Source organism: Comamonas sp. CMM02, from assembly GCF_014851485.1.
GTDB classification, from domain to species: Bacteria; Pseudomonadota; Gammaproteobacteria; order Burkholderiales; family Burkholderiaceae_C; genus Comamonas; species Comamonas avium.
Genome location: NZ_JACUZW010000005.1, coordinates 37,944 through 56,738, shown reverse-complemented (window position 1 = coordinate 56,738; position 18,795 = coordinate 37,944). Strand labels below are relative to the sequence as shown.

15 protein-coding genes are annotated in these 18,795 nt (G+C 57.5%); 7 read left to right on the top strand and 8 right to left on the bottom strand.

Annotation, left to right across the window (positions count from 1 at the left end; translation table 11 throughout):
- Nucleotides 1-76: 76 nt before the first annotated feature.
- Genes phnE through phnD form a run of 3 tightly spaced genes read right to left on the bottom strand, consistent with a single transcriptional unit; the run spans nt 77 to nt 2,660 of the window.
- Entirely contained in the window at nt 77-916 is an 840-nt protein-coding gene (gene phnE / locus IB213_RS15565) for a phosphonate ABC transporter, permease protein PhnE (protein WP_192407715.1), read from the bottom strand.
- Nucleotides 916-1,791: a phosphonate ABC transporter ATP-binding protein gene (gene phnC / locus IB213_RS15560; RefSeq protein WP_192407713.1), complete on the bottom strand. Its 876-nt coding sequence runs from the start codon at nt 1,789-1,791 to the stop codon at nt 916-918. The genes phnE and phnC overlap by 1 nt, the downstream gene beginning before the upstream one ends.
- Nucleotides 1,788-2,660, bottom strand: a complete 873-nt coding sequence (gene phnD, locus IB213_RS15555; RefSeq protein WP_191721418.1) for a phosphonate ABC transporter substrate-binding protein — start codon at nt 2,658-2,660, stop codon at nt 1,788-1,790. Before phnD ends, phnC begins: the two co-directional genes overlap by 4 nt.
- 146 nt (nt 2,661-2,806) lie before the next feature.
- Between phnD and IB213_RS15550 the strand changes: the two genes are divergently transcribed.
- Nucleotides 2,807-3,673, top strand: coding sequence for a LysR substrate-binding domain-containing protein (locus tag IB213_RS15550; protein WP_191721419.1), 867 nt, complete (start codon nt 2,807-2,809; stop codon nt 3,671-3,673).
- A gap of 183 nt (nt 3,674-3,856) precedes the next feature.
- On the opposite strand, the gene IB213_RS15545 is transcribed toward IB213_RS15550, so the two are convergent.
- Together IB213_RS15545 and IB213_RS15540 are read right to left on the bottom strand one after the other, a co-directional pair.
- Nucleotides 3,857-4,498: a CatB-related O-acetyltransferase gene (locus IB213_RS15545; protein WP_191721420.1), complete on the bottom strand. Its 642-nt coding sequence runs from the start codon at nt 4,496-4,498 to the stop codon at nt 3,857-3,859.
- A gap of 532 nt (nt 4,499-5,030) precedes the next feature.
- A complete protein-coding gene (locus IB213_RS15540; protein ID WP_192407711.1) occupies nt 5,031-5,354 on the bottom strand; it encodes a tetratricopeptide repeat protein in 324 nt (107 codons plus the stop codon).
- 846 nt (nt 5,355-6,200) lie between these two features.
- Between IB213_RS15540 and IB213_RS15535 the strand changes: the two genes are divergently transcribed.
- The 5 genes from IB213_RS15535 to IB213_RS15515 all read left to right on the top strand — a co-directional run bounded on the left by IB213_RS15535 (nt 6,201) and on the right by IB213_RS15515 (nt 12,917).
- Nucleotides 6,201-8,588 (top strand): TonB-dependent siderophore receptor, encoded by a 2,388-nt coding sequence (locus IB213_RS15535; protein WP_192407709.1) that lies wholly within the window; start codon nt 6,201-6,203, stop codon nt 8,586-8,588.
- A gap of 266 nt (nt 8,589-8,854) precedes the next feature.
- Nucleotides 8,855-9,520 (top strand): DsbA family oxidoreductase, encoded by a 666-nt coding sequence (locus IB213_RS15530; RefSeq protein ID WP_192407707.1) that lies wholly within the window; start codon nt 8,855-8,857, stop codon nt 9,518-9,520.
- 676 nt (nt 9,521-10,196) lie between these two features.
- Nucleotides 10,197-11,066, top strand: a complete 870-nt coding sequence (locus IB213_RS15525; protein WP_191721424.1) for a rhodanese-like domain-containing protein — start codon at nt 10,197-10,199, stop codon at nt 11,064-11,066.
- 84 nt (nt 11,067-11,150) lie between these two features.
- Nucleotides 11,151-12,158, top strand: a complete 1,008-nt coding sequence (locus IB213_RS15520; RefSeq protein WP_191721425.1) for a DUF808 domain-containing protein — start codon at nt 11,151-11,153, stop codon at nt 12,156-12,158.
- Nucleotides 12,159-12,305: 147 nt separating this feature from the next.
- Entirely contained in the window at nt 12,306-12,917 is a 612-nt protein-coding gene (locus IB213_RS15515) for an OmpW family protein (protein WP_192407705.1), read from the top strand.
- A gap of 133 nt (nt 12,918-13,050) precedes the next feature.
- Here IB213_RS15515 and IB213_RS15510 read toward each other — a convergent pair whose 3' ends face one another.
- From IB213_RS15510 to IB213_RS15500, 3 genes are all read right to left on the bottom strand, one after another.
- Complete coding sequence (locus tag IB213_RS15510) at nt 13,051-14,334, bottom strand: O-acetylhomoserine aminocarboxypropyltransferase/cysteine synthase family protein (protein WP_192407703.1); 1,284 nt, start codon at nt 14,332-14,334, stop codon at nt 13,051-13,053.
- Between the two features lie 150 nt (nt 14,335-14,484).
- Entirely contained in the window at nt 14,485-15,213 is a 729-nt protein-coding gene (locus IB213_RS15505; RefSeq protein ID WP_192407701.1) for a 3'-5' exonuclease, read from the bottom strand.
- A 139-nt stretch (nt 15,214-15,352) separates the two neighbouring features.
- Nucleotides 15,353-17,359: a U32 family peptidase gene (locus IB213_RS15500; RefSeq protein ID WP_192407699.1), complete on the bottom strand. Its 2,007-nt coding sequence runs from the start codon at nt 17,357-17,359 to the stop codon at nt 15,353-15,355.
- 190 nt (nt 17,360-17,549) lie between these two features.
- Here IB213_RS15500 and gltS point away from each other — a divergent pair, with 190 nt between their 5' ends.
- Nucleotides 17,550-18,761, top strand: coding sequence for a sodium/glutamate symporter (gene gltS, locus IB213_RS15495; protein WP_191721430.1), 1,212 nt, complete (start codon nt 17,550-17,552; stop codon nt 18,759-18,761).
- Nucleotides 18,762-18,795: the final 34 nt, after the last annotated feature.

Below are 18,795 nucleotides of genomic sequence, written 5' to 3'. Positions count from 1 at the left end.
TGCACAGAAAGCTAATTTTTTGATGGATTGAATGTGGTGCTTCGATTGCGCACCACTGAATGCGCAGTGGGCCAAATCAGTGGCGTGCGCCTTGCTGAATTCGATTGCGCAGCCAGTTGGATGCCATGTCTGCGGCAATCACCATCACCGTGATCACGATGATGCAGGTCGCTGTTTCCTGATAGCGAAACAGCTTGAGGCTGCTGACCAGCTCAAAGCCCAAGCCACCGGCTCCTACCATGCCGAGCACAGTGGCTGAGCGCAGATTGACCTCGAAGCGGTAGAGCACCACCGCGATCCAAGCGGTAATGACTTGAGGTACGACGCCAAAGGCGATGACCTGAAGCTGGCTGGCACCTGCACTTCGCAGTGCTTGCAGCGGACCGTCGTCAATTTCTTCAATTGCTTCGGCAAAAAATTTACCCAGCATGCCCATGCCGTGCAGGGCCAACGCCAGCACACCTGGAAACGGACCCAGCCCCACCGCAGAGACAAACACCAAAGCCAAAATCAGTTCATTGATACTGCGTACCACGTTCATGAATTGGCGAGTTACCCTGCGAAGCCAGTGCCAGCTGTGAAGATTGCCCGCCGCGATAAATGACAGAGGCAAGGCGAGCAATACACTCAGTAAAGTACCCCAGATGGCAATTTGAATCGTCTCCATGGCAGGGGCCCACAGACGCGGCAAGATGCTCCAGTCAGGCGGCACCGATCGGGACAGAAAGTCCCCGATCTGTGGCATGCCACCAGCCAGTTCGCTCCAGCTCATCTGCGCACCACCTGCGCTCCAGTGCAACAGCCAGCCAATACCCAATGCCAAGGCAGCATAGGTGAGCCAGCTGCCCGTCGTTTCCGGGCGGCCTGCCGTCCAAACCCAGCGGGCATTTGTCTTATGTAAACGTGGCGCTTGCATCACAACGCCCTCTCGGTAGCAGCCACTGCGTGTGCCGCATTGGCAGTGGCGGGCATCCATTTTCCTGCGCAGTAGGCAGGTACGTGTTCGTGAGCATAAGGTCGAGGTTGCACCTCATCCATCGCCGGCATGGAGCTGGATTGCACATCGGTCGTGTGATAAATCGCATCCAATGCAGCCGCATTCAGGGCAGCGGGTACATCGTTAAAGACCATGCGTCCCTGCGCCAGCCCCACAACACGATCACCGAACTCTTTGGCGTAATCGACCTGGTGCAGATTGCAAACCACGGCGATGCCCATTTCTCGTGTGGCATCCCTGAGGTACTGCAAGACGCTGCGGGCTGTCTTTGGGTCCAAGCTTGCCACTGGCTCATCAGCCAAGATCACATTTGGCTGCTGTGCCAGCGCCCGGGCAATGCCTACGCGCTGCATTTGCCCGCCCGATAATGCCTGGGTGCGTTGATCAGCTTTGTTGATCAATCCCACGCGCTCTAAACACTGGTCAGCCAGCACGATATCGCTGTGCCTGAACATCTGCATCATTGAAGCAAACGTGCCAACCTGTCCCAGACGACCCGTCAATACGTTCTTGCGTACCGACAGTCGCGGCACAAGGTTGTGGTGCTGGAAGACCATCGCAACATGACGTGCCAATTCGCGGCGCGAGTGCTTTTGCATCAAGTCAATTCCACCGACTTGCAGCGTACCGCTGTCGGCTCGGTTGAGTCCATTCATACAACGCAGCAGCGTCGATTTACCAGCACCGGAGAGGCCCAGCATGACCACAAACTCACCGGCTTTCACATCCAGGTCGATGCCATGCAGCACGTGGTTGCTGCCATAACTCTTGCGCAAGTTACGGATCGTGATCATTTCATTTTTCCTAGATCCAGATTGAGGGTCTTGGCCGTATCACGTACCACGTTGTAAGCCGCATCGTTGGTAGCTGCAAAACCATTAAGTACACCCCGGTCACCCCAAGGCAGCCCTTTAATTTCTGCCAGTGCTGCGGCTACTTTTTGCTTGGTCTGTGCATCTAATCCCTTGCGCCACGCCATGGGTGATTCAGGGATGGGCTGAGAAGTCCAGATCACCTGGAAATCTTCTGCCTTCACATGCCCCTTGGCCACTGCCGTCTGAAAAATAGGACTAGCTACTGCTGCCGCATCTACCTTGCCATGGGCCACGGCCATGATGCTTGCATCGTGTGAGCCAGAGAAGATGACGCGCGAGAAATATTTGTCTGCATCAACGCCATCGCCTTTCAAGCCCGCTTTAGGAAACAAGTGACCTGATGCCGAGCTGGGATCCACGAACGCAAAAGTCTTGCCTTGCAACTGCGCCACGCTGCTGGGGCCCTTGTCTTTTTTGCTGATGATGATGCTTTGATAGGAGCTTTGGCCTGATTTTTTTGAAACCGGAATCGCGAACGCTTCGGCGTTGGCCATCTGTGCAGCCAACACGTAGGAGAAGGGGCCAAAGTACGCCACATCAATCTTGCCTGAGCGCATGGCCTCAATGACACCGTTGTAATCGTTGGCGACAAAGGGCTTGACCTTCAAACCAGTTTTCTGCTCCAGCTGCTCCATCACTTGCTGGCTGGCGCGCATCATGGCCTGTGCATCTTCTGACGGAATTAGTCCGACTCGCAATTCGCTGTTCTGTGCCCAAGCTGCGCCAGTAGCCGTCAGCAGCAAAGACGCTATAGATGTTTGTAGCCAAGCTTTACGAGTCATTTTCATGGAAGTCATCCTTTGCATTTGCATCGTTCGCAGCACGGTATGTGGTGCGATGGGTTGAATGCTAGGCAAGACATATGACTGTCATGTGAAGGTTTCAAAATCAGTTTTGACACCTTCTATAGATAAATCCTTGAGATGAGACTTGTATGAGCACTGCCCGTTATCGCGCTTTTATAGCTGTCGCTCAGCATCGCAGCCTCAGTGCTGCAGCCCGCGCCTTGGGAGTGAGCCAGCCGACCATATCCAGTCAAATCACGACACTTGAGCGGCAAAGCCAGATTGAGCTGTTTCACCGTCAGGGCTATCGAATGTCGCTGACGGGCGCTGGTCACAAGCTGCTGGCTCTGGCTCAGAAAATAGTGGCCATCGAATCTGAGGCAGATTTTTTCCTTCGAGACTCGGGCAAGCTCAATCAGGGGGAGCTGAAAATTGGCGCGGTCGGTCCATTCCATGTCATTGAGATGGTTGCGTCATACCGTGCATGCCATCCTGGCATGCAGTTGTCTATCCGCATGGGGAATTCTCAGCAGGTGCTGCACGACCTGGAGCACTACATCACGGATGTCGCCGTGCTCGCTGGCATGCATGAGCGCCCTGAGTTTCAGGCGTATGAGTACGCACGCCATGCCATCATCTTGTTCGTGCACAAAAGTCATCCTTTTGCACAACGCCGTCAGATAGATATCCAAGAGCTCAATGGTCAGCCGCTGCTGTTGCGTGAACCGGGCTCCACCACCCGTGCCGCCATCGAAAAAGTACTCAGACAGGCTGGTGTCAAAGCACAACTTGGCCTGGAAATTGGTAGCCGTGAAGCCATACGAGAAGGCGTCATTCGAAGGCTTGGTATTGGCGCTGTATCAGAAGCCGAATTCATCGCAGATCCAAATTTGGCACCCGTGCGCATTACTGGCGACCCGGCTCACACCACTACTTACGTGTATTGCATGAAAGAGCGCAGCGATAGTTTGCTGGTTCGCTCGTTTATCAAAACATTTCAGCAGTTGCGGCCTTGAATCTGATAAACCAAGTCGTGCGGAACATCGCTTTGCCTGGCTCAATGACATTGGCCAAACTCCGTAAACAGCTGCTATGACGCAGCGCTCGGCCTTACGGATTGAGGCATGGCCAGCGACCATTGTTTGGGGGTCTTCGGCACCTGCAGATCGGCCATGAGCACGCAAGCATGGTGTTTTTCGTCAAAGTGTCTCGGCTGCGGCGCGCTCCAGCGCGTCGATATCGCAGGCACACAGCAGCGGCTGCAGACGCTGGAATTTTTCGGCGGGCCAGTCGTAGATCTTGAGCGCCAGCAGCCGCGCAATCACGCTGTCTGCAAAGCGGTTTTTGATGCACTGGGCTGGATTGCCGCCCACCACGCTATAGGGCGCCACATCGCGGGTGACCACGGAGTTGGCCGCAACCACGGCACCTTCGCCAATGGTCACGCCCGGCATGATCATGGCGCGCATGCCAATCCAGGCGCCGTCACCCAGGGTAGTGGGGCCCTTGCCCTGGTAGGCATTGCTGATGTTGTCGGCAAAGGGGTAGAGGCTGAACCAGTCGGCCCGGTGGGTGTGGTTGCCTCCCATCAAAATCACCGCCTCGGCACCTATGCACACATAGTCGCCGATATACAGCGGATCGATCTCCCACTGCGGCTGCCAGTGCTGCAGGCTGTAGGCATCGCCATACAGGTAGCGCACCACGGACTGCTCGAAGCCGCCATCCCATGCATCGCTGTAATAGCTGTGCTGGCCTTTGATGTGGATGTTGGGGTTGCGTACGGTCTGGTGCAGCATCTCCACGCGGGACCAGTGCTTGGATGGTGGCTGGATAGACATCAAGGCGTTTCTCTACAAAAAAACAAACCTGCTCAGGCAGGGGCGGGGGCTCTTGCATCCATGCTAGCGCAAGCAATCCGGCCGGGGGGCACTGCGAACTGCTGAGCCAGCTCAGCACTGTGCATCGCACTTCAGTGCGCCACTGGCTTTGAAGGCGGCGCTGTGCTTGCGTCTTGAATGAATGGCCGTGGATTGCTCCAGATTCGACCTGATGTCAGGCCGTTTTTACGGCAGGGCATCTGGTGTGGCCCACTGTTCAAAAAACCGGTGCCACGGCTCACAAACGCCTATTTTTCCACGTCCGCTGTCGCGGTCATTAAGCATAGGCCGGCAGAAAATTCCAGCGGCCGCTATGGATCGCTGACAGCCGTCCACGTTAGCCCGCAGTTGATAGAGCCTGACAGGCTGCAAGCTGTGGATATATGCTTTTGCGACAGAGCCGGGAGGTATTCAAGACACCCGGCCAATCGAGGAAAGACAGGCGAAGAAAGAGGGTGGTGTGCGCTGCTTTCAGAAAAAAACCGCGTGCAGGCTAGCGGGCTGGTTTGTCCAGCCGTTTCAAGAACACGCTCAGCTCTTTGACGACCTGCGCATCGCCGTTGGTCTGGGCGCAGGCCAGACCCTGCGTCCACGCTTGGCGTGCGGCGTCGCTGTCGTCGAGGGCCAGATGGACTCTGCCCAGAAGTTTCCAGGCCACGGAGTACTGCGGCTCCAGCGCCGTGGCCCGCTGCAGGTGGAGCAGCGCAGCAGCGGGTTGTTCGCTGTCGAAAGCGGCCTTTCCCAGGGTATAGCGCAGCAGCGCGGTTTCCTTACCGGTAGCCAGCAGGGCTTCTAGGCGCTCGGTCATGGAGGACATGCCAATCCTTTGGGGTGCGTCAATGGCGCTATGGTGCCCGGGTCAGAGAAAGCGCATGGCACACAGGTCAATTGTCCCGGGCTTGCAAAGCAGCCCTGAGCCTCAAGGAAAAGCGGCTTAAAGCAAAGGGCGGCTAGCAGGTCGCAGCTCCAAATATGTGCGTTGTAGCTGTCTGCTATGGGTGGTGTGCGGCTGTCCATATTGGGCAGCCAGGCGTCCATGAAATTTCAGCAAATTGTTCATGGGAGCTGAAATGGGGGGGCAAGAAAAGCTGCAATCTGCGTTGTATAGGTGTGGGCTCAAGCGCAAAAATATCCATCTCTCTCCTTGCGGTGGCACTGGGCGCTGATCAGCACCACTTTGCGGGTTGGCATGGTCATTCAGCGCTGTTTACGGGGGCAGGGCGGTGCAGGCAGGCAGCGATGCTCAGGGCTGCAGCCGAGTATTGGCTGCGGTGCATTTGCTGCTATTGGGGAGCGTAAAAAACCCGCCAAATTGGGACAACGCCTTGGCCTTGATCTGTGCCATATATCGTTGCCTCCAGGCAACAATAGTAAATCATATTGAGATTGATTCGCTTTTAGAAATGTATCATCGGCACCGCCTTGCGCAGGGCGACTGCAGCCGTTTTCTTGAACCGTGCTGTTCCCGCAAGGCCTTGTGCAGGCTGTGTAAAAGGTGCGTGTTAAGCCCCTTTCATTGTGGGCTGCACCTGAGGTTGCCTGCGCTTTGCGGTGCCAAGTGCGCTGCGGGCGCTGATGGCTGACTTTCAGGTGGGCGGCAGGTTTGGTCCATGGCCGTCTCTGCAAGTCAGTAATTTTCTGATCTGACGAGGACGTCTCTTTCATGCTTTCCCCCTCCTTTAAACCCCGTCGCACCCTGCTGGCGCATGCGAGCATCTGCCTGGGCCTGGCCCTGCAAATGCAGGCTGCCATGGCACAAACTGCGCGTTTTGATATTCCCGCGCAGCCATTGTCCAGCGCGCTGGAGCAGTTGGCCCAGCAGGCCAATCTGAAATTGGTGGCATCCCCACCGGCAGCGCAGGGGCGTCAAGCGCCTGCCGTGAAGGGGGCGCAGGATGTTGAGCAGGCGCTGCATACGCTGCTGAGCGGCTCGGGTCTGCAGGGCAGGGTTGAGGGCGGCATGCTCACCGTGCAGTCTGCCCCTGCTGCGGGCGAGCCTGCGACCTTGTCTGAAGTGACGGTGCGCTCCAACCAGCTGGGCGAAATCACCGAAGGCAGTGGCTCCTATACGCCGGGTGCCATTGCCACGGCCACGCGTCTGGTGCTCACGCCGCGCGAGACTCCACAGTCTGTCAGCGTGGTCACGCGCCAGGTGATGGATGACTTTCAGCTCAACTCGATTGACGACGTGATCAATCACACGCCGGGCGTGAGCATCGTGACGTATGACAGCGAACGCACCGAGTACTACGCGCGCGGTTTTGCCATTCAGAACTTCCAGTACGACGGTATTCCGATGACGCGCAACTCTGCCTATTCCGCAGGCAACACGCAGACGGATATGGCGATTTATGACCGGGTTGAGGTGCTCAAGGGCGCGACCGGTCTGCTCACCGGCAGTGGAGACCCCGGGGCCACCATCAACCTGGTGCGCAAGAAACCCACGCGTGAATTTGCGGGCCACGCCACGCTCAGTGCAGGCAGCTGGCAAAACTACCGGGGTGAGCTGGACATCAGCGGCGCTCTCAACGAAAGCGGCAGCATCCGTGCGCGTGGCGTGGCGACCTATCAGGACAAGCAATCGTTCATGGACAGGTATGAGCGCAAGACGGGTGTGCTGTACGGCATTGTTGAAGTCGATCTGACGCCCGGCACACTGCTGACAGTGGGCGCTGACCGCCAGGACAACAAGCCCACGGCATCGACCTGGGGCGGCATTCCGCTGCTGGACTCCAATGGCAGTTTCAACGCCATGCCCCGTTCGTTCAACAACGGTGCCAACTGGAGCCACTGGGACCAGTACACGCGCACCACCTTTGCCACGCTGGAGCACAACTTTGACAGCGGCTGGGTCACCAAGCTGCAGCTGAACCACCAGATCAATGGTTACAACGCCAATCTGGGCGCTGCCGCAGGCGGCAATCCCAACCCGGTAACGGGTGGCGGGGTGAAAATGTGGCGCGGCCAGTACATTGGCCGCACCACCAGCGATGCCGCTGACGTGTACGCCAGCGGCCCCTTCTCGCTGCTGGGGCGCGAGCATGAGCTGGTGGTGGGCGGCAGTCTGGCCAAGCGCCGCTGGAAAAATGACGGCTACTTCAACGACAACAGCGGTTTCAACGGTGATGTGGACAACTATTACCAGTGGAATGGCAATGTGCCCGCTCCGGTGTGGAACAGTACCCCGGACTACACCGACGACGAGACCACGCACGAAAGCGGTATCTACACCACGGCGCGCTGGAACCTGCGCGATGACCTGAAGCTGATCACCGGTGGGCGTTTTTCCAACTACAAGAACAAGGTGCAGGAGCAAGACGAAAAGAACGTCTTCACGCCCTATCTGGGTGCGGTGTATGACCTGAACGAAAACTATTCGGTCTATGCCAGCTACAGCGGTATCTTCAAACCGCAGTCCGCCCAGAACGAACGGGGGCGCACGCTGGACCCGTTGGAAGGCACGAACTACGAGCTGGGTGCCAAGGCGTCATTTTTTGGTGGCCGCCTCAATGCCAGTGCTGCCGTCTTTCAGATAAAGCAGGACAATTTCGCCGTGGAAAGCGGTGGCACCACGCCCAGCGGCAACCCTGCCTACCGCGCCATTCAGGGTGTGAAGACCAAGGGCTGGGAGGCCGAAGTGTCTGGCCAGATCACCCCGGCGTGGCAGATTCAGGCGGGCTACTCACACGGCGTGGCGCGCAAGGGAGATGAGCGTGTATCCACGCTGACGCCTGCCAACCAGTTCAACCTGTACACCAGCTACAAGCTGGGCGGCTCCATGACGGGGCTGACGCTGGGCGGCGGTGCCCGCTGGCAGGACAAAACCTGGGGCACGATCAGCGTGCCCACAGGGGGCAAGACGGTGCACACCGTTCAGGACTACTGGGTGCTGGATGCCATGGCCCGCTATCAGTTCAACAAGCAACTGTCGGCGTCGCTCAACATCAAGAACCTGCTGGACAAGAAGTACTACACCATCTTCAGCCACTACAGCACCTACACCTGGGGTGAGCCGCGCAGTGTCAATGTCAGCATGACGTACAAGTTCTGACGCTTCAAAGGCGGCCTCGATGCCGCTTCAATTCTTTGAATACACCACGGGCCAGTGTGGCCCGGCGGTGTTTTTTTATGCCTTGGTGCAGGGCAGGGTGGCTTGCTTCACAGTTGCACCATCCACACGGCAAGTTGCTGGAGCGCGCCAGCAACGGTCAGCAACGGTCAGCAACGGCCAACTGCTGCCAGCAGCGCAAGCCCGATGCCAGCGCGGGTTTTGGGGGCCGCCTACGATGAGCGCATTCGTTTTTTCCGGACTCTGCCATGACCAGTGCGCCTGTTACCTTGAAGATTGATTTTGTTTCTGACGTCTCCTGCCCGTGGTGCGTGATAGGGCTGAAATCGCTGCAGCAGGCTGCACAGCGTTTACAAGACCAGGTGGCGCTGGAGCTGCACTTTCAACCGTTTGAGCTGAATGCGCAGATGGCCCCTGAGGGACAGGACATGGCGGAGCACCTGATGGAAAAGTACGGCGCCACGCCTGAGCAGTCGCAGCAAAACCGTGATGCCATTACACAGCGCGGTGCGGCGCTGGGCTTTACTTTCAATATGGGTCAGCGCAGCCGTATCTACAACACCTTTGATGCACACCGGCTGTTGCACTGGGCCGGGCAGGAGGGAGCACAAGGGCAGCAACTGGCACTGAAGATGGCGCTGTTTTCAGCCTATTTCACGCATGGCCAAAGCCCGGCAGACCATGCGGTGCTGTTGCGTGCAGCCGAGTTAGCAGGGCTGAACGTGGAGCGCGCCCGTGAGGTGCTGGACACGAACATGTTTGCCGACGCAGTGCGTGAGCGCGAAGCGTTTTACCAGCAGCACGGCATTCACTCGGTGCCAGCCGTCATCATCAATGACCGCCACCTGATTCAGGGCGGCCAGCCGGTCGAAGTGTTCGAGCAGGCCCTGCGTCAACTGGCCGCAGATGCCTGATGGTGCTTGATAGCGCTTGAGGGTGTTTGAGGGTGCTATGAGTAGTAGAGCTGCCAACGCTTGTGTGTATTGGTTTTTAGATATAAAAGTATCTGAAAGTCAATAAGGTAAAGCGCTGGCAGCTATCTTATTGAATTCTTGGTTTATTCAGTGCTTGGTGCGCCCAGTGGATTGGCTCAGCCCGTGATGCAATCGCACGCAGTGCATGCACCACAGCGCTGTGGTGCTGGGGCAATGGCTCAAGTGGCCGTCGCTACAGAGCCCATCTGCTTTGAGTGCACAGCGCAATGCAGGGTGCGCGCACTGTCGCTGCTGCTTCACCGGTGCGGTGCAGCGGACTTGGATTAAAAGCTCAGCCATTGCAGCAACGTGCCCAGCCAGCGCAGCAGGGCCAAAATGGCTTCCAGAAAATTGGTTGGGGCGGGGTCGGCACTTGCAAACATGGTGGCTCCATTGTGCAGTGCCCGCAGTTTCCACGTTCAGGCAAACGCCTATGATGGCGGGCTTAGCGCAGCGCACACGTACTCCAAAAATGCCCTTGTCTGGCCTGCCGCATGCACCGCATCGGCTTGCTGCGGTGGCATTTTGGCTGCCCACCGTCACTGACAGAGGTGCGTGCGCTGTGGCTGCAAAGGGTAGCGCGGCTGCCGTTTCGTTGATTGAACACAAGATTTTTATGCCAAGCAGCAAATTTACATGGGCGCTCAAGTTGAGCGCATTGGGTGCGGTGGTTCTGACTTCGGGCTGCACCTATGTCAAAGGCTTGTATGGTGGAAAAACCGCCCCTGCGCCGGCAGCTACGGCCACTACCTCGCAAGTGATGTATGCGCCCGAGCGCCATTACGCCGGCGATATCAGTGCTGCACGTGCCTATATCGGCACGCAATTGCCAGTCAGCCAGAGGATGGCTCTGCTGGATGTGCGTGATGCCACGGAATACCGCCTGGGCCACCCCGAAGGTGCACGCCACCTGCCGTATCCGCGCATGTACCAGCAATGCCAGCCGCACCCCAGTGGCGCTCCTGAGGCGCAGATTCGCTCGGATGACGGCAGCCAATGCCGCTATGGCGTGGTGCAGGGCAGTGAAGTGCGCACCAGCGCAGAAAGCTTCTGGCAGGCGGTACAGGCGGTGCTGCCGTACAAAGACGCACCGGTAGCCATTCTGTGCCGCACAGGAGCTTGTGCAGTCGATGCCGCCAATGTGATGGCACGCCCAGATGTGTTCGTCGACAAACGTTTTGCGGGTCAGGGCTATACCGAGGTGTACGTCATCAAGGAAGGTTTTGTGGGCGAGCCCATGGCCGCCATTGATGCACCAACGGGCAAACTGCTCAGTACCGATAAAAAGGGCGAAAAACTCAAACTGGCCACCTCCAGCCACACCTTCTACGGCACAGCCCCTGTGGCCCTGGATGTGAACAAGGATGGAAAAATCACACAGGCGGACTGGAGCGGCTGGCGCAACTTCCTGGGTTTGCCTTATGGCGTGAGCATGCAGCCCAATTTGCTCAGCGAGTCAGCGCACAACTATTACGACAAGCCCTGAACACGTGCGCTTTCTGCCTTCTTCCTACACGCAGGTTGAGGGTGCACCGATCAAGATAACGCTTTCTTTCGCAAGGACATGAGCATGGCTGGTGGTGGACTTTTAATGCTTCTCGATGACATCGCCGCACTGCTCGACGATGTGGCGCTGATGACCAAGGTGGCGGCACGCAAATCCGCCACCATGGCCGATGATGTAGCCGGAATGACCAAGGTGGCCATGCAAAAGACGGCGGGTGTGCTGGGCGACGATCTGGCACTCAATGCCGAGCAAGTCTCTGGTGTGCGCTCCAACCGCGAGTTACCCGTGGTCTGGGGGGTGGCCAAGGGTTCGCTGGTCAACAAGGTGATCTTGGTGCCGGCGTTCTTGCTCATCAGCGCTTTTGCCTCCTGGCTGATTACCCCGCTCTTGATGATTGGCGGGGCATTTTTGTGCTTTGAAGGGGTAGAAAAAATTGTGCACTCCCTGCACAAGCGCAGCAAAACGCACGACCCCGTACAAGAAGCCCTTGAGGCCCAGGCACAGGGCCTGGCTCCGTCTTCTGTGCGCCAGAGCAAAGAGCTGGGCATTGACCCTGCCACTTACGAAAAGCAAAAAATCGGCGGCGCTATTCGAACCGACTTTATTTTGTCGGCAGAAATTCTGGCCATTGCGCTGAGCACCATTGCTGATGAACCACTGCCCAAGCAGGTGGCGGTGCTGGTGGCAGTCTCGATTGCCATCACCGTGTTTGTGTACGGTTTGGTGGCCGGCATTGTGCGGATGGACGACGTGGGCAACTGGCTCATGCGCCAGCACAGCAGCGCGGTGCAGGCCATGGGCCGAGGCTTGATTGCGTTTACCCCGTGGCTGATGAAAGGCCTGTCGATCGTCGGCACAGCGGCCATGTTTCTGGTTGGAGGCAGTTTGCTGGTGCACGGCATCGGCCCCATTCAGGGCTGGATTGAAAGTGCGGTGATACCTCAGGGTGGTGTGGTGCAGGCCGTTGTACCCCTGCTGGTACACGTGGTGGTGGGCGCCGCCATTGGTGGCGTCATCGTGCTTTTGGTCACGCTGTGGCAGCGCCTGCGAGGCTCGGCTGCGGCCCACTGAATACGGCGTGTTGCGAAATTCCAACATTTCTGAAAGCACTGAAATGTGCCTTGGTGGTGGATTGATATAAGGCAAACCCTTGGGTGGGGCGCAGTGATGCAATGGGTTTCACGGGGGTTGTCCCCGGACTTTTACTGATCACCCATTATGAAAAAGACCCTGCTGGCTGTGGCCGCTCTGTGTGCGTTGACTTCCGGTGCTGCAATGGCGCAGCAGCAAGATGGCAAGTGGCAAGTGCGCCTGCGCGCTGTGAACATTGATGCAGCCAACAAAGGCGCTGCAGCTGACGCTTTGAAATTGACGATCAACGACAAAGTAATTCCTGAAGTGGACATCAGCTACTACTTCACACCCAACTTCGCGGCCGAACTGATCCTGACCTACCCCCAAAAGCACACTGTGCGTGCTGGTGGCGCCAAAATCGGTAGCCTCAAGCACCTGCCTCCCACTCTGCTGGCCCAGTACCACTTCACCAACTTTGGCGCGTTCAAGCCTTACGTAGGTGCTGGTATCAACTACACACGTTTCTCGGGTGTTAAAGACAATGGCGCAGCCGGTGCGCCTTGGGATGTGAAGCGCAACAGCTTTGGCGGCGCACTGCAAGTGGGCTTTGACTACGCACTGGACAAGAACTGGTCGCTGAACTTTGACGTCAAGAAGGTTTACATCGATACGGACGTGTCTGTGGCCGGTGCCAAAGTTGGCAAGTTCAAAGTTGACCCAGTGCTGGTCGGCGTGGGCGTTGGCTACCGCTTCTAATTTCCAACTCTCCTCCTCCAAGGGGCTTTTAAACCGCTGTGCTTCACAGCGGTTTTTTTTCGTCTGCTCTTTGTGTTTGTCGAAGGCATGAAAAAAGCCCGCACAAGGCGGGCTGCTGGTGGGGCTGAGCAGATTAAACCTTGGACAAGGCCTGCTCCAGATCTGCCTGCAAGTCATCGATGTGTTCAATGCCCACAGACAGGCGCACCATGCCTTCCGTGACACCAGCCTTGGCCAGCTCTGCGGCATCCAGCTGGCGGTGGGTGGTGGAGGCCGGGTGTGTGGCCAGCGACTTGGCATCTCCAATATTGACCAGCCGCGTAAACAGCTGCAGCGCATCCAGAAAACGCGCACCTGCGGCGCGTGCATCACCTGCCGTGCTTTTAAGGCTGAACGACAAGATGCCAGAGGCACGGCCAGCGGATTGCTTTTGCACAATCGCATGGTCGGGGTGGTCTTGAAGGCCCGCGTAGCGCACCCATTCCACCTTGGGGTGCTTTTGCAGCGTTTCGGCGATCTTTTGCGTGTTCTCGCAGATGCGGTCCATGCGCAGCGCCAGCGTTTCAATGCCTTGAAGAATCTGGAATGCATTCTGCGGCGAGATGGCGGCGCCCATATTGCGCAGCGGCACCACGCGGGCGCGGCCAATGTAGGCAGCTTCGCCCAGTGCTTCGGTATAGACCACGCCGTGGTAGCTCACATCGGGCTCGTTGAGGCGATTGAAGCGTTGCTTGTGCTGTGCCCAGGGGAATTTGCCGCTGTCCACAATCGCGCCGCCCACACTGGTGCCGTGGCCACCCAGGTACTTGGTCAGCGAGTGCACAACAATGTCTGCGCCGTGTTCAATGGGGCGCAGCAGATAAGGCGATGGGACGGTGTTGTCCACAATCAGCGGCACACCATGGGCATGGGCCACATCGGCCAGTGCACGGATATCGGTCACATTGCCCAGTGGGTTGCCGATAGATTCAATAAAGATGGCTTTGGTTCTGGCATCAATCAGCTTGCCAAAGCTGGCCGGATCGCGGGCATCGGCAAAACGCACTTCGATGCCTTGCTGCGGGAAAGTGTGTGCAAACAGGTTGTAGGTGCCGCCATACAGGGTGCTGGCGCTGACGATGTTGTCACCTGATTCCGCGATGGTCTGGATGGCCGCCGTGATAGCGGCCATGCCCGATGCCAGTGCCAGCGCTGCAATGCCGCCTTCCAGTGCAGCCACCCGTTTTTCCAGCACGTCGGTGGTTGGATTCATGATGCGGGTGTAGATATTGCCCGCTACCTTCAGGTCAAACAGGTCCGCACCATGCTGTGCACTGTCAAAGGCGTAGGCCACCGTTTGGTAAATAGGCACAGCCACAGCTTTGGTCGTGGGGTCTGGGCTATAGCCCGCGTGGACAGCCAAGGTTTCCAGGCGCATGTTCTTGTCTCCGATGGTTGGTTTTGATTGCCAGCCATTGTGAGAACAAAAAACGCTTGCGCCAACTACGCAAATGCTATGTGCTTATGTCACATCAAACAAAAGCAGCCATTGTTGGACATGGGCTGCTGATGCCTGCAAGACAAGCGTTTAGCCAGTGTTTTTCTTGCCTTCTGGGGCGCGCAGCAAGGCAGCGCGGTGTGGCCGGTGCGTGGGTTCAGTCGATGTCTGGCGCGGCACACGCGGTGCACGCTGGGGTTGCGGTGCAGCGGCAGGTTGTGCCGCTTCCCACGCGGGTAAGGCGGCATAGACCATGGCTGGACCATGGGCGTCATTGGCCGCATAACGGATCTGCGCGTCGTTCAAGGTCTTGACGGACCAGTTGCTGGTGGATTGCTTTTTGGATTTGTGAAAGTTCTGTCCCAGCACCAGCGCAACTGCTGCACGAACACCGGTGGATGCCCCAAAACCGTAGCGCTTGAACACGCGGTCGAGGTCGAGGATGTTGGCCAGCTCTGCCCCCAGACGCTTGGGCAGGGTGGATTTGTCATTGTCCAGCCCAAAACCTACCTTGCAGATGCCCGGATGGGCGACGATTTCGCGTGCCAGCGCCATGGCTTGCGGGTGGTGCAATTGCAAGATCCAGGCGGCGGTGGGTGTGGCCAGCTGCACCACATGGGGCCCGGTATCTACCTGAGCCACATGAAAAAGTGGCTTGCTTTCCGTGTCAAATCCCAGGGCTGTCTGCGCCAGCAATTGCGCCCGCGCCGCATCAAACTGCTCAGCGGTGGCTGGAATGAAAATGGCAGCATCAGGCAGTGCTGCATAGGAGGGCAGCAGCAGACTTTCTTCTTTGGATGGTGGTTTGCGGCGCGACATGTGCAAAAGGTACAGCGTTCAACGAAGCTGCCATAGTCAGGCAGGTATCGTTTTTTATTTCAATCAGACGGTTTGCCAACGTCAAGCCTGCAGCGGCTGGGAGTGCATCAGTGCTTTTTCTCCCGCCATCACTACAGAATCACGCTTGGGCTTGCGGCGGTGCAGGGCGTGTGCGGTAAAACTGCATGGGAGACTCTTGCATCTCTTTGGCATGCTGGTTCAGTACCGAACGCTTCATCTTGCCAACAACGTGCATTTCGCAGGGTTTGCAGTCAAAGCGCAGGGTCAGTTTTTCTTTGCCATTGATCAGTTGCAGCGGCTCGGCCTTGATGGTGCCCTTCACGCCAATCACGCCCTTGGCCTGTTTGGGGCACAGACTCATGGAAAAACGCACGCAGTGCTTGGTGATCATCAGGCTGACTTCACCTTCTTCTTCCTTGCTCTCGTACGCGGCATCAATCACCTTGACGCCATGCTTGACATAGAAGTCATGGGCTTTCTGGTTGAAAACGTTGGCCAGGTAGGTCAATGTTTCCTCAGGGAAAGCCACAGGCGGCTCGACGGGCTTGGCGCGGGGCAGGCGCACAAGGCCTGAGAGGCGGGCTTGCTCCAGTGCGTCCAGCGCGTCACGGCGCAGCTGGTTCAGTGCCGAGGCCGGCACGAACCATGGCTGGCTGATGGCCAGCGAAATATCGTGGACCGTAAAAATAGATGCGCCAAAACGGCCCAGCTGCTCACGCAGCGTGTCCTGTGCCTTGCTGGGATCTGTTGCGGGCTGGTGCTGCTGGGCAATCGACGATGTGCCCACAAAACCGTCTTCGTCTGTCAGCGTCAGCGCAAAACCGTTCACGGTTTCCTTGAACTGCGCCCACAGACCAATGCGGCGGTCACTGGATTTTTTGTCCAGCATGCGCACCCAGTTCATGTCTCGATTGCGGTTGACTTCCAGTCCCTTGCGCAAGTCTTTGAACTCGGTAATTGCGTTCTTGGGGAATACGCGCCAGATACCTTTTTTGGCATGCATGCACTCGGCACGGTTGATGTGTACGCCCACCAGTTCTTTTTGCAGGTCGTAGTAGCACAGACCGTCGCCGTTGTTGATGATGGCGCTCTTGTCATTGGTCTCAAACTCAAACCACTTGTCACCCACCTGCGTGACCCACCCAATGGCCCGCCCGGGCGTCTTGGGGGAGTCAAAAGCACCGATGTCGTCCTTGCGGCCGTTCACGAAGTAGTCGGTGAACTCGCGGTTGAAATTCTGGTCAGGATCGGGGGTGAAGGTGAACGTGGTGGTGCCAGAGGACGAACGTGCCAGCGGCATGTCAGAGAACTCGCGCTCTTGCATGATGCCGTCCAGCAGCTTGCGGTAATGCGCCGTAATGTTCTTGACGTAACCCAGATCCTTGTAGCGGCCCTCGATCTTGAAACTGCGCACACCGGCATCTACCAAGGCACGCATGTTGTCGGACTGGTTGTTGTCCTTCATCGACAGCACGTGTTTTTCGTGCGCGATGATGCGCCCGCTTTGATCCAGCACTTCGTAGGGCAGGCGGCAGGCCTGGTTGCAGTCACCCCGGTTGGCGCTGCGCCCCGTGTGGGCATGGGTGATGTAGCACTGGCCCGAATACGCAACGCACAGCGCGCCGTGGATGAAGTATTCAATGGTGGTGCTGGGGTCGATGGCCTGGTGAACGGCCTTGATCTGCTGCAGATCCAGCTCCCGCGCCAGCACAATCTGGCTCAAACCCGCGTCTTGCAGAAAACGGGCTTTTTCGGGTGTGCGGATATCGTTTTGTGTGGAGGCGTGCAACTGGATGGGGGGTAAATCCAGCTCCAGCAAACCCATGTCTTGAATGATCAGCGCATCGGCACCAATGTTGTAGACATCCCAAGCCATCTGGCGTGCGCCTTGCAGCTCATCGTCGCGCAAAATAGTGTTGAGCGTGATGAAGATGCGGCTGCCAAAGCGGTGGGCATGTTTCACCAGTCGCTCCAGATCGCGGATCTCATTGCCCGCAGTGGCGCGTGCGCCAAAGCCCGGGCCGCCGATGTAGACGGCATCTGCTCCGTGGTTGATGGCTTCAATGCCAATATCGGCATCGCGGGCCGGGGACAGGAGTTCGAGCTGGTGGGGCAGGAGAGACATAGGGGGCGAATTATCCCCGCGTCGACTGCTTTTGTGGAGACCGGGGGATATTGCAAGTGCTGGCCGCTGTGTTGGGGCTTGACCTGCAGCTGGCTGCGTGCTGGCTTCGTTTTTGTCCTATAGCTATTTCAAGTGTTTCAGGCAGGGTAAAGAGATCGCTCATGCCATGTTGGACTTCAGGCAGGAATTTATGGATATTCAATTCAACACCTACTACACCCTGATCTGGGCGGCTTTGGTCTTGTTGCTGGGAAAGTTTCTGGTCAGCCGCATACGCTGGCTACGGGACTTCAATATTCCGGAGCCCGTGGCTGGAGGCTTGATCGCAGCTACGGGTTGCTACGTGCTGTACGCGGTCATGGGCTACCGCTTGAGTTTTGATGGAGAGCTGCAAACAGCGTTCATGCTGGTGTTTTTCTCCTCGATCGGTCTGAGCGCCAACTTCGCCAAACTCAAGGCTGGGGGGCGCTCTCTGTTTGTCTTTTTGCTGGTGATTGCAGTGTTTATCGGCCTGCAAAATGCGGTGGGTATCAGCATGGCGAGCTTGCTGGGACTGGATCCGCTGATTGGGTTGATTGCGGGGTCCATGACGCTGCTCGGTGGCCACGGAACAGCGGGCGCCTGGGGCAGCATTTTGGAGTATGAGCATGGCGTGCAGGGTGCCATGACGCTGGGCATGGCGTGTGCAACCTTTGGGCTGGTGATCGGTGGACTGGTCGGAGGGCCTTTGGCCAAATGGCTGATCCGGCGCAATCAGCTGCAGGGGCCTGAAGGTAACAGCGAAGACATGGTGGACGCGGCCTCACCCAATTTTGAGTCACCGCGCAAAACGCGTCTGATAACTACCGATGCCACCATTGAAACCTTGGCACTCTTTGCAGGGTGCCTGGCTTTTGCACAATTGATGACAGAGTTGACGGCAGGAGCCAGTTTTCAGTTGCCCACCTTTGTATGGGCGCTGGGGGCAGGCGTGCTGATCCGCAATGCACTGGACTATGTGTTTCACTTTGAGGTGTTTGATCGCGCCATCGATGTGTTTGGCAGCGCCGCATTGTCTATTTATCTGGCCATTGCGCTGCTGTCGCTCAAGCTGTGGGAGCTGGCGGGGCTTGCTGGTCCCTTGGTGATTATTCTGGCTGTGCAGGCGGTGGTGATGGTGCTGTATGTGGCGCTGGTGACGTTTCGTGTCATGGGCCGCGACTACGACGCTGCAGTACTGAGCGCAGGCAACTGTGGTTTTGGCATGGGCGCTACCCCGACGGCGGTGGCCAATATGCAGGCTATTACCAACCAGTACGGCCCTTCGCACAAGGCGTTCTTGATCGTGCCCATGGTGGGAGCTTTCTTCATTGATTTGCTCAACGCCATCTTTCTGCAGTTCTTTATCAAGCTGCTGGCGTAAATGGCATGGCACATGCCACGGGATAATGTGCGGT

Coding starts and splice junctions, on each gene's coding strand:
- phnE (WP_192407715.1), bottom strand. CDS start 916: ATGCAAGCGCCACGTTTACATAAGACAAATGCCCGCTGGGTTTGGACG.
- phnC (WP_192407713.1), bottom strand. CDS start 1,791: ATGATCACGATCCGTAACTTGCGCAAGAGTTATGGCAGCAACCACGTG.
- phnD (WP_191721418.1), bottom strand. CDS start 2,660: ATGAAAATGACTCGTAAAGCTTGGCTACAAACATCTATAGCGTCTTTG.
- IB213_RS15550 (WP_191721419.1), top strand. CDS start 2,807: ATGAGCACTGCCCGTTATCGCGCTTTTATAGCTGTCGCTCAGCATCGC.
- IB213_RS15545 (WP_191721420.1), bottom strand. CDS start 4,498: ATGTCTATCCAGCCACCATCCAAGCACTGGTCCCGCGTGGAGATGCTG.
- IB213_RS15540 (WP_192407711.1), bottom strand. CDS start 5,354: ATGTCCTCCATGACCGAGCGCCTAGAAGCCCTGCTGGCTACCGGTAAG.
- IB213_RS15535 (WP_192407709.1), top strand. CDS start 6,201: ATGCTTTCCCCCTCCTTTAAACCCCGTCGCACCCTGCTGGCGCATGCG.
- IB213_RS15530 (WP_192407707.1), top strand. CDS start 8,855: ATGACCAGTGCGCCTGTTACCTTGAAGATTGATTTTGTTTCTGACGTC.
- IB213_RS15525 (WP_191721424.1), top strand. CDS start 10,197: ATGCCAAGCAGCAAATTTACATGGGCGCTCAAGTTGAGCGCATTGGGT.
- IB213_RS15520 (WP_191721425.1), top strand. CDS start 11,151: ATGGCTGGTGGTGGACTTTTAATGCTTCTCGATGACATCGCCGCACTG.
- IB213_RS15515 (WP_192407705.1), top strand. CDS start 12,306: ATGAAAAAGACCCTGCTGGCTGTGGCCGCTCTGTGTGCGTTGACTTCC.
- IB213_RS15510 (WP_192407703.1), bottom strand. CDS start 14,334: ATGCGCCTGGAAACCTTGGCTGTCCACGCGGGCTATAGCCCAGACCCC.
- IB213_RS15505 (WP_192407701.1), bottom strand. CDS start 15,213: ATGTCGCGCCGCAAACCACCATCCAAAGAAGAAAGTCTGCTGCTGCCC.
- IB213_RS15500 (WP_192407699.1), bottom strand. CDS start 17,359: ATGTCTCTCCTGCCCCACCAGCTCGAACTCCTGTCCCCGGCCCGCGAT.
- gltS (WP_191721430.1), top strand. CDS start 17,550: ATGGATATTCAATTCAACACCTACTACACCCTGATCTGGGCGGCTTTG.